This window comes from Pseudomonas sp. NBRC 111131, assembly GCF_001320525.1.
In the GTDB taxonomy this organism is placed as follows: Bacteria; Pseudomonadota; Gammaproteobacteria; order Pseudomonadales; family Pseudomonadaceae; genus Aquipseudomonas; species Aquipseudomonas ceruminis.
In genome coordinates, this window is record NZ_BCBH01000063.1 from 1 (window position 1) to 10,070 (window position 10,070).

10 protein-coding genes are annotated in these 10,070 nt (G+C 54.6%); 9 read left to right on the plus strand and 1 reads right to left on the minus strand.

All coding sequences use genetic code 11. The annotated features are described in order from the left end of the window. Nucleotides 1-22 precede the first annotated feature (22 nt). A complete protein-coding gene (locus tag APH34_RS27815; RefSeq protein WP_009682060.1) occupies nucleotides 23-445 on the minus strand; it encodes a low affinity iron permease family protein in 423 nt (140 codons plus the stop codon). Nucleotides 446-605: 160 nt separating this feature from the next. Here APH34_RS27815 and APH34_RS27820 point away from each other — a divergent pair, with 160 nt between their 5' ends. The 9 genes from APH34_RS27820 to APH34_RS29130 all read left to right on the plus strand — a co-directional run. After that, nucleotides 606-1,949, plus strand: coding sequence for a sodium:proton antiporter (locus APH34_RS27820; RefSeq protein WP_009682061.1), 1,344 nt, complete (start codon nucleotides 606-608; stop codon nucleotides 1,947-1,949). 179 nt (nucleotides 1,950-2,128) lie between these two features. After that, nucleotides 2,129-2,452, plus strand: a complete 324-nt coding sequence (locus APH34_RS27825) for a transposase (RefSeq protein ID WP_009682062.1) — start codon at nucleotides 2,129-2,131, stop codon at nucleotides 2,450-2,452. Further along, on the plus strand, nucleotides 2,449-2,784 hold the full coding sequence (gene tnpB, locus APH34_RS30165) for an IS66 family insertion sequence element accessory protein TnpB (RefSeq protein WP_009682063.1): 336 nt from the start codon (nucleotides 2,449-2,451) through the stop codon (nucleotides 2,782-2,784). Before APH34_RS27825 ends, tnpB begins: the two co-directional genes overlap by 4 nt. 61 nt (nucleotides 2,785-2,845) lie before the next feature. Further along, a complete protein-coding gene (locus tag APH34_RS27835; protein WP_054903735.1) occupies nucleotides 2,846-4,381 on the plus strand; it encodes an IS66 family transposase in 1,536 nt (511 codons plus the stop codon). Nucleotides 4,382-4,658: 277 nt separating this feature from the next. After that, nucleotides 4,659-5,762: an IS5 family transposase gene (locus APH34_RS27840; RefSeq protein ID WP_054903736.1), complete on the plus strand. Its 1,104-nt coding sequence runs from the start codon at nucleotides 4,659-4,661 to the stop codon at nucleotides 5,760-5,762. A gap of 237 nt (nucleotides 5,763-5,999) precedes the next feature. After that, complete coding sequence (locus tag APH34_RS27845) at nucleotides 6,000-7,370, plus strand: sigma-54-dependent Fis family transcriptional regulator (RefSeq protein ID WP_033690530.1); 1,371 nt, start codon at nucleotides 6,000-6,002, stop codon at nucleotides 7,368-7,370. Nucleotides 7,371-7,534: 164 nt separating this feature from the next. Then, complete coding sequence (locus APH34_RS27850; RefSeq protein ID WP_009683642.1) at nucleotides 7,535-8,683, plus strand: iron-containing alcohol dehydrogenase; 1,149 nt, start codon at nucleotides 7,535-7,537, stop codon at nucleotides 8,681-8,683. Between the two features lie 262 nt (nucleotides 8,684-8,945). Further along, the gene (locus APH34_RS27855; RefSeq protein WP_016486899.1) at nucleotides 8,946-9,758 is read left to right on the plus strand and encodes an N-acyl homoserine lactonase family protein; all 813 of its coding nucleotides are present in this window, start codon (nucleotides 8,946-8,948) and stop codon (nucleotides 9,756-9,758) included. A gap of 127 nt (nucleotides 9,759-9,885) precedes the next feature. After that, on the plus strand, nucleotides 9,886-10,070 hold a 185-nt coding region (locus APH34_RS29130), incomplete at its 3' end, for a hypothetical protein (RefSeq protein ID WP_082422913.1).

A 10,070-nucleotide genomic window follows, 5' to 3' on the forward strand; every position in this document is an offset into this window, starting at 1 on the left:
TTAATCAATCAAACCCCCCAGGCTAGCGTTGCTGATCGATATTTACGCGCTGCTCTCCATCCTCAGGAGCGCTTGGCTCCTGCAAATCCGCTTGACCGCAATTTTCAGCCATCGCGCGGTATTCCCTGCGCAGCGCTCGAAGCTCTTTGCTGTCCATATCTTCCAAATCCAAGACAGAACGTTGAGCCGACTTGGTGGCTCGAATCAGCTCGTCCAGCTTCACGTGGATGATGTCGTTATCCCTGTTCTGCGTGTTCTGGATCAGAAACACCATCAGGAAAGTGACGATCGTCGTAGAGGTGTTGATGATGAGCTGCCAGGTGTCGTTGTAGTGGAACCAGGGCCCTGAGATAGCCCATAACCCAATGAGCACCACGGCGATCAAAAATGTACTTGGCTTCCCCGACCGGTTGGCGAGCCATTGGCAGAACTGCGCGAATTTCATGACTTTCTCCTAGGTGTACTAGAACGTAGGACCGTCGTGAGAGCCTGAAATCTTTTTTTACATTTGGTCGGCTAGACAAGTGACATCTGGAGACAGGCTGAACGAGCCGCTTCGGTACCCACTCGAACGCTCACCATCTGAGTTTCAAGGCGTTTGGGTAATGACCTTCATCGTTTGGTTCGCCATGCTGGGCGCAGTGCTCTTGGTCCTAGCCCTGTCATCGTCCTATCTTCGCTGGGCACCGGTTACCACCTCGGTGGTTTGTCTTGGCCTTGGCACCACGCTCGGTTCACCTGCTCTAGGGTTGCTACAGTTGGACCTCTCTAAATCGAGTGGTTGGCTGGAACACCTCACCGAAGTGGCCGTGCTGTTCTCTCTTTTCTTCAGCGGCCTCAAATTGCGTTTGCCACTTCGAAATCCCAGGTGGCGGACAGCGTTCTACCTTGCGGGCCCAGTGCTCGTGCTGTGCATAGGAGGTGTAAGCCTCCTGCTTCATTATGCACTCAACATGAGTTGGGGCGTTTCGGTGCTAATTGGCGCCATTCTCGCCCCCACAGATCCGGTGCTTGCAACCCTCGTGCAGGTGGTAGATGCCCAGGATGATGACCCTGTGCGCTTCGGTTTGTCGGGAGAGGCCGGGTTGAACGACGGTGTGGCCTTTCCCTTCGTAACGCTGGGGCTGCTGTTACAGCGAGATCCCGGGGAGCCGTGGTTCATCCATTGGGTCTTCGGGGATGTGCTATGGGCAGCCTCCGCCGGCGCATTGTGCGGGTATTGGATGGGAAGAGGCCTAGGCAAGCTGACCCTCTACTTGCGCTTGCGCAACGACGACAGCACTGTCTCGCCTAATGATTATCTTGCCCTCGCTCTCGTGGCGCTTGCTTATGTCATCACCGAGGCGATACAGGGTTATGGCTTCCTGGCCGTGTTCGCCGCGGGACTCGGGCTGCGGCAGGCCGAAGTGCTTACTGCTGCGAGTCCTTCAGATCCTGCGGCAGAACATCTGGTGCAGCCGGTGGTGGGTCACCAGCATGTGGCGCCAGAGCTGGCCGTTAAGGGGGATGTCGCAGAGCTCGACGACTCCCGCGTCGCGGCAGGGATCATGCTGGGTGATATGTTGGCGTTTGGCAGCCTGGTTGAGCGAGCAATGGAAGTCTTTCTGGTCACACTCTTGGGTGTGGTGCTGCTGGAGCACTGGGATTGGCAGGGGCTCATCGTAGCGGGCGCACTGTTCTGTATCATCCGACCACTCAGTGTTTTTCTCACCCCTTTGCGCCAAGGTTTGGATGCTCCGCAGCGAGGACTTCTGGGCTGGTTCGGTATCAAGGGAATCGGCAGCCTGTACTATCTCTTCTACGCGATAAATCACGGGCTTCCCCCAAATGCTGCAGCGCAGAGTAGCAACCTGGTTCTGTCAGTCGTTGCGCTGAGCATCTTGGTTCATGGTCTCTCTGTTCAATCTCTCCTGGCACGCTATCAGGCCCGGCGAAAGCGGACGCCTTGATCCTCGACAAAACCTTCTCCTAAAGGTCCAGGAACAGGACATTCTCGGCGGCTGAACTATGCTGGAGAGCTGCCCAAGTGTAAGCGGCCAGCAAACACACCTTCAGAATCTCAGCATTAAGGGCGATGGTGTCCACCTAAAAATACGTGGACACCATCGCCCTTATCGCAAGGATCACCATGCGCCAGCGCACCTCTTATCCAAAACCGTTCAAAGCCCAAGTCGTCCAGGAATGTCTTCAACCTGACGTATCGATAGCCAGCATCGCGCTGCGCCATGGCATCAACGCCAACCTGGTGCGCAAATGGATTCCGCTCTATCGTGACCGTCAACCTGACGCGCTACCGGCATTCGTGCCGCTGACGATGAAGCCCGAATCTGAGCCTGCACAACCCACACTGGCGCGCATCGAAATTCCGTTCAAACTACAAACAGTCACAGTGATCTGGCCCGCTGTCGATCCCGATGGCTGTGCGCGCTTCATTCGCGGTCTCGTCAAATGATTCGCATCGATACAATCTGGCTCGCCACCGAGCCCATGGACATGCGCGCCGGCACCGAAACGGCGTTGGCCCGCGTCGTCGCGGTCTTCGGTGCGGCGAAGCCGCACTGCGCTTATCTCTTTGCCAACCGCCGCGCCAACCGGATGAAGGTGCTAGTGCATGACGGCATTGGCGTGTGGTTGGCAGCACGCCGACTGAACCAAGGTAAATTCCACTGGCCGGGCGCTCGTCACGGCGCTCAAATGGAACTGGACAGCGAGCAAGTTCAGGCACTCATCGTCGGATTACCTTGGCAACGCATGGGTGCCAACAGCACCATCACACGGCTTTAGTACTGACTATTGGCATAACCGCCAATCGCCGCCAGTGTGTTGCTCTGGCATGATTGGCGGCATGACTTCTTTACCCGACCTCGACCAACTGACCCCTGCAGAGCTGCGCGCGTTGCTCGAGCAGACGCTGACATTGCAGTCTCAAGTCGAGACGATGAGTCGCAAGATCCAGAACGACAAGATCGTCATCGAGCAGCTCACTCATGAGATCGCTGTCCTCAAACGTCATAAGTACGCCAAACGCAGCGAACAGATCAGTCCAGAGCAAGGCCGCTTGCTCGATGATTTGCTCAGCACTGACCTTGAGGCCATCGAAGCCGAGCTGAACGCACTTCATCCCGACCCAGCCCCAAAAGAGCCAGGCCAGAAGCCCAAGCGCGCACCACTGCCTGCACAGCTTCCGCGCACCGTGATTCATCATGAACCCGACAACACCCAATGTGCGTGTGGCTGCGAGCTTCAGCGCATCGGTGAAGATGTCAGCGAAAAGCTCGATTACACGCCGGGCGTGTTCACGGTTGAGCAGCATGTACGTGGAAAGTGGGCCTGCCGAAGTTGCGAAACCCTGATACAGGCACCGGTTCCGGCGCAAGTCATCGACAAAGGCATCCCCACCGCAGGTCTGCTGGCCCATGTCATGGTGGCCAAGTTCGCTGACCACCTGCCGTTGTACCGGCAGGAAAAGATCTTTGGCCGCGCCGGCCTGGCGATTCCACGCTCGACACTGGCCCGGTGGGTCGGGCAAACCGGCGCGCAGCTTCAACCGCTTGTCGATGCCCTGCGTGAAGCGGTGCTGGCTCAACCAGTCATCCACGCCGATGAAACACCGGTTCAGATGTTGGCACCGGGTGAAAAGAAAACCCATCGAAGTTATGTGTGGGCCTATAGCAGCACTGCTTACGCAGAGCTTAAATCCGTGGTTTACGACTTCAGCCCGAGCCGTGCCGGCGAGCATGCGCGTAACTTCCTGGGCGACTGGCGCGGCAAGTTGGTGTGCGATGACTTTGCCGGCTACAAGGCCAGTTTCGAACAGGGCATCGTCGAGATTGGCTGCATGGCCCATGCGCGCCGTAAGTTCTTTGACTTGCATGCGGCGAACAAGAGCCAGTTGGCCGAGCAGGCCCTTCTGACAATCGGTGCGCTCTACGAGGTCGAACGGCAGGCCAAGGACATGAGCGAAGACGACCGTCGGCGAATACGTCAGCGAGATGCGGTTCCCATCGCTGAAAAACTGCATGACTGGATGCTGACCCAGCGCGAGCTGGTACCCGAAGGCTCGACCATCGCCAAAGCTCTGGATTACAGCTTGAAACGCTGGGTAGCGCTGACGCGCTACCTGGACGACGGCGCCTTGCCCATCGATAACAACCACGTCGAGAACCAAATACGACCGTGGGCACTTGGGCGTGCCAATTGGTTGTTCGCAGGATCACTGCGCAGTGGCAAGCGGGCGGCGGCGATCATGAGCCTGATTCAGTCGGCGCGCATGAATGGACATGATCCGTATGCCTATCTCAAGGACGTGTTGACGCGACTGCCAACACAGCGGGCTAGCGAGATTGAGGCTTTGCTGCCGCATCAATGGGAACCGGCCTGACTTACGCAAGGTGAGTTGGGCGGACGCTTACAAAAAAGCCGCCTGCAGGCAAGCGGCAACACCAAAGGGCAATGAAGGACACTCGGTTGGTACAAGGAGGGGTACCGCGCCTCGCTTCATTGAAAAACAAAGTAATGGAAAAACTAGCACTGGCAAAATCAAACACGCTGATAGTCACTATTAATAAACTCCTCAACATGTACGTTCAACATTGCTCTAAGAGGGTGTAGACAAAATAAAGTAAGCTGCTTGTCCCTTGCCTACGCAGCATTGAGCCATGCCTAAAACCGGACGCCCGCCCGTAATCGCTGCGGAGCATTACCCTCTGCTGACCAGGCTCGCTCATGCGCAACCCTATTCCAGCCAATCCGAACTGGCGCAGGCATTCCATGCTGAAACGGGTATTACCGCTCATCCCGATACCTTTGCCAAAGCGCTGAGGCTGGCCGGGATCGTTCGTGTAAAGGAACGAGCCAAAGGTAGTTTCCAGCCATCTGAGGCTCAGAAGTCTTATGGTTACACCGAGGCCCACCGGCGCCAGTTGCCGGAACAGCGCTACCCCAGTTGTCTGACGGACGCAGAATGGACGCTGGTCGCTGATTTGTTTGAAGTCTCGGGAGGCCGTGGCGTGCCGCCTCGTCACTCCCGAAGGACGCTTTTGGAAGCGTGCTGTTATGTCGTGCGCACGGGATGCTCATGGCGAATGCTGCCTCACGAGTTTCCGCATTGGGACAACGTCTACAAGACCTTTCGACGGTGGAGCGCTCAGGGCAAGTTTGAGCAAATGCACGACCGGCTTCGTGCCCAGTGGCGAGAGCGGATGGATCGTGATGAAAAGCCGTCAGCCGCTGTTCTCGATTCCCAGTCAACTCGTAGCTCTCCCCAAGGCGGAGAAAGTGGGTACGACGCCGGCAAAAAGGTCAAAGGGCGCAAGCGAAGTCTGGTCGTTGATACCCTTGGCTTGCTCTTGGCAGTGAGTATCAGTGCCGCCAGTGTGCAGGACCGAGACGCGGCGGACGACGCGGTGACATCCTCGATGGGCAAGTACCCATCCGTGAATACTCTGTTCGTTGACAGTGCCTACGCCGGGAAGTGGGCTCAGCGGACGCAAGACATTCATGCTGTTCAGGTTCAGGTCATAAGAGGACCGAATAATCGCCGTACCGGGAAATGGCATTCAGCACAAGGCGAGCTGTTCGCGTCAGCACCAGCACCGAGTGGTTTTGTGGTTATGCCCAAACGCTGGGTAGTGGAACGAACTCACGCCTGGAATGAGCGAGCCAGGCGGCTGATCATGCACCATGATCGTTTACTCGATGTAAGTGCGGCATGGGTATGGCTGGCTGAGGCTCGCATGCTGGCCCGTCGGCTTACTACTTGATTTTGTCTACACCCTCCTAGCGGTGCACGACCGGCTCCTCCAGCCTACTTGTGGGTTCGCGGAACACGTGTAGAGCAGAAGTGATACGGGGCCACCTAGGACGAGATTTTTCGATGCATCCGCAAAGCTACTGCAGATATCTGCAACTCCATGAGTCCCAGCTACCTCCTCAAGAATAGAGCCACTGCACTGACGAACGCCTTACACTCACTTTTTTCGCTAGCTCAGAGGGTCGCTGTGAACTTCACTGATCAAACTTTCGATACGATTCTGAACGCGCTGCACGACGGCGTCTACATCACGGATGGAGCAGGGATTACCGTCAAAGTAAACAGCGCGTACGAACGTCTGACTGGACTCCAGAGCGAGCAGCTCATTGGACGCAGCATGCACGACTTGGTACGCGACGGTGTCGTGTCGCAATCCGCATCTTTACGCGTACTCCAGCAAGGTGCGCCGGTTTCCGTTATGCAGAGCCTCGGTAACGGTAAGAAGCTGTTGGTGAGCGCAACACCTATTTTCCTGGATCGTCGCATCAGCTACGTCGTCAGCGCCGTACGTGACATGACAGAGCTTCTGCGCATGAAGCATGAAAGGGATGAGCTAGCTGGGCTCAAGAAGCTGCGTCAGAGCACTGCGCAGTTGCATGCTGGCGAATATGAAAAAATCACACAGTCTTCGCTGGTTTTTAACCAAGCGCAAACCGGCCCGCTTTTCTCACAGACACGTCGTGTAGCAGGCAGTGACGTGAAGGTGCTGCTATTAGGGGAGACCGGTGTTGGCAAAAGCCTCATCGCTCAGTACATCCACAACTCCAGCGCTCGGGCCAAGGAGCCTTTCATTCCGCTCAACTGCGGCGCAATGCCCGAAAATTTGATCGAGGCAGAATTGTTCGGCTATGCACCAGGGGCGTTTACGGGCGCAGCGGCCAAGGGCAAGCGAGGGCTTCTGGAGTTAGCAAATCATGGAACGTTGTTCCTTGATGAAATTGGCGATCTACCGCTGTCGCTACAGGTCAAACTGCTGAAGGTTATCGAAGAAAATCGATTCATCCCCGTGGGTGGACTTGAATTGCGTGAGGTCGATATTCGAATCATCAGCGCCACCCACCACGACTTGCGAAAGAAAGTCGAGGAAGGGTTGTTCCGTGCCGATCTCTACTATCGACTGAACGTGGTGCCCATTCATATTCCCGCGCTTCGCGAGCGCGCCGCAGAGATCTCAACGCTGTTGGAGCATTACCTCAGGCACTTCAACGAGCGCTATGAGCGCAAAATGTCGTGGGGCTTGGAGACCCTGGATCTGCTCTGTGAGTACGCATGGCCAGGAAATATTCGAGAGTTGATCAACCTGGTCGAGCGTCTGGTAGTGGTCTGCGAAAGTGACACGATTGAGGCGTTGGATCTGCCTGAGGAAATCCTCAACCTCCACAATGATCGCTCAAGTCATGATCGTTTACCGCTACGCAAGGTTGTGGAAAACGCCGAGCGCAGCGCAATCCTTTCAGCCATGCGCGTACACAAAACCACGCGCCTGGCAGCCAAAGCGTTGGGAGTGAGCCAAGCAACCATCGTCCAGAAGATGAAACGCTGGGAGAGTTTTGATTAGGTTTCTGATCGTTAGCCGACTTTGCGATTGAAATACTGATCGCTATTCGTGCCGCAGGCCTGCACGAACGAGACGAAATCCGTCAAGGATGGGTATTTCACGACATTGGCACAGGTTTTGTTATCCATTTGGTACATCTCTAATAAAAAAACGAGGATGAGCCGATGAGCGTTTCTGCCTTTCAAATCGCCAATAAACTCCTGACCGGCGCTAGCGCGGTTGAACAGCTGGACGCTGAGTTGACCCGGCTGAAGGTTGATAACCCATTGATCGTGACCGATGCGATTCTGGTCAAATCGGGCACAGTCGACCTCGCTTTGGTCCACCTGGGTGGCCGCAGCTATGGCCTCTACGACCAAGTGCAGCCAGAGCCTGAAATCAGTTTGGTCGAAGATTGCACCCGCGCCTTTCGCGAGGGTGGCCATGATGGACTGATTGGCCTGGGCGGTGGAAGTGCCATGGACATCGCGAAAGGTGTGGCGGCTTTCGCGAGACACGATGGCCCCTTGGCCGAGTTGTTCGGTGTCGATCAAGTAAGCCGCAAGGGCCCTCCGCTGATCGCGATTCCAACTACGGCAGGCACGGGTTCGGAGGTCACTAACGTGGCGATATTCTCCGACAAGAATGCGCAGCTCAAGAAAGGGATTGTGAGCAACTACCTGTTGCCTGATGTTGCCCTGGTTAGCCCGATCATGACGCGTACTTGCCCACGCAGCGTGACCGCTGCCAGCGGTGTCGATGCGCTTGTGCATGCGATTGAGGCATACATTTCGATCAATCGCTCGCCGATCACCGATGCCATTGCTCTGGGAGCCATCAAGGTTATAGCTCGCGCTTTGCCTAAGGCCTATGCCAATCCCAATGATCTCCTTGCTCGGGAAGACATGGCTACGGCGAGCCTGATGGCCGGCATGGCATTTGGCAACGCAGGTGTTGGGGCAGTGCATGCGCTTGCCTATCCGCTGGGCGGGCGTTTCAACATCGCTCACGGCGTCAGCAACGCTTTGCTGCTGCCTTATGTGATGCGCTGGAACAAGCTTGCTTGTATGGAGCGTCTTCGCGACGTCGCTCAGGCAATGGGCGTGAATATCGCCGGCTTGAGCGATAGCCAGGCTGCAGACGCCAGTGTCGATGCGATGATTGAACTGTGTGCTGCTGTAGACATCCCTGCCGGTCTTCGCGCTTTCAACGTCCCACAGGACGCCCTAGCACCGATGGCCGAGGAAGCCAGTAAGATCGACCGGTTGATGCGCAATAATCCCCGCAAGTTAACGTCTGAAGATATCGAATCAATTTACCAGGCTGCATGGTAACCCGTTGATATATAGGGTGACCAAACACGGAAGCCGAGCCTATGGGATGGATAGACAATTGTGTCTGATACACAATATATCTAATGATTTGCGCAGCAGGAACTGAGCATTTAATTCAAGATCGATTTCATGAATTTGAAATACATTAATTGTTGACACGCAACAATTCATACCTACAATTAATTTAGATATAATCTGCCTGAAATCATAATAATACCTTGAATACCCAAGAAGAACCGTGATAGCTTAGAGGTTGATAGCTATGGAAGAAGTTAAATTATATGCAATGACATGCGGCTGGATTACTATGCCTTATGGTTTCTTCATGGCTGGAGAAACGGGCGATCTGGCAATCCCTGTGCCGTGCTATTTGATCGAACATCCGAAAGGCACTGTTTTGTTTGATACAGGCCTTGAGTTGCCTTTGCAGTCCAAAGATCCGGAAGTGGTGAAAAAATCACTCGGAGTTTTTTCAGATATAACGACAGTTAATTTTGTGCCTGGCGAGGATGTAGCTAAGCGCCTGGAGGCTTTCGGCGTCGACCCGCTGAAGATTAACTTTATAATTAATTCTCACCTACACTTCGATCATTGTGGTGGTAATGCCTGCATCCCTAACGCACGACTGGTTATCCAGAAACGTGAGTGGGAGGCAGCAAAGAATGAGGAAAATATTGAAAAAGAAGTGTATGCTCCTCGACACTATGATCTAGGTCACGAGCGCCTTGAAATTGATGGTGAACACGATCTATTTGGTGATGGTTCGGTTGTACTTATCCCGAGCTTTGGTCACACGCCCGGGCACCAGTCGCTGAAAGTCAAAGTAGATGGCAAAGATGTGATCATCACTGCGGATGCCTGCTACTTGAAGGCTTCCCTTGAAAAGATGACGCTTCCAGATGCAATGGTGGTGAATGACGCTCAAGGAATGCTTGATAACTTTAACTTGTTTAAACAGCTAAAGTCCAAAGGGGCAATGGTACTGTACGGGCATGATCCAGAGCAGTCGAAATTACTGACAGATGGTGCCATTCGCAGAGTCAGGCCAGCAGCGCTGGCCGGTCTGCAACAATAACTGTGAAGTACCAAGCAAGAAGTTTCACACGTTGAAGTGCTTGAGGGTTCAGGCAAATTGAAAAGCTCCCTGTCATGTCGCAGGGGTTCAGAAAATTTTCAGCATAAACAATAATAAGGACTGATATATGAAGCCTGCATTGAAAGTATCGTTACTCTTGGCTGCCGGTATCGCAACCTCCCAGGTTTTTGCAGCCCCTGCTCAAACCGGCTTGCCAGACAGCTGCGCAAAAGATGCGAAAGGAAACTATAGCCAGGAATTTGATATTCCATGCAAAGCGCTGGATAACTTCCTGACGACATTCAACGCTAA

What these genes read in the sequence shown, in the direction of transcription:
- APH34_RS27855 (WP_016486899.1), top strand. Translation starts at nt 8,946, where the DNA reads ATGGAAGAAGTTAAATTATATGCAATGACATGCGGCTGGATTACTATG.
- APH34_RS27835 (WP_054903735.1), top strand. Translation starts at nt 2,846, where the DNA reads ATGACTTCTTTACCCGACCTCGACCAACTGACCCCTGCAGAGCTGCGC.
- APH34_RS27820 (WP_009682061.1), top strand. Translation starts at nt 606, where the DNA reads ATGACCTTCATCGTTTGGTTCGCCATGCTGGGCGCAGTGCTCTTGGTC.
- APH34_RS27825 (WP_009682062.1), top strand. Translation starts at nt 2,129, where the DNA reads ATGCGCCAGCGCACCTCTTATCCAAAACCGTTCAAAGCCCAAGTCGTC.
- APH34_RS27815 (WP_009682060.1), bottom strand. Translation starts at nt 445, where the DNA reads ATGAAATTCGCGCAGTTCTGCCAATGGCTCGCCAACCGGTCGGGGAAG.
- tnpB (WP_009682063.1), top strand. Translation starts at nt 2,449, where the DNA reads ATGATTCGCATCGATACAATCTGGCTCGCCACCGAGCCCATGGACATG.
- APH34_RS27840 (WP_054903736.1), top strand. Translation starts at nt 4,659, where the DNA reads ATGCCTAAAACCGGACGCCCGCCCGTAATCGCTGCGGAGCATTACCCT.
- APH34_RS27850 (WP_009683642.1), top strand. Translation starts at nt 7,535, where the DNA reads ATGAGCGTTTCTGCCTTTCAAATCGCCAATAAACTCCTGACCGGCGCT.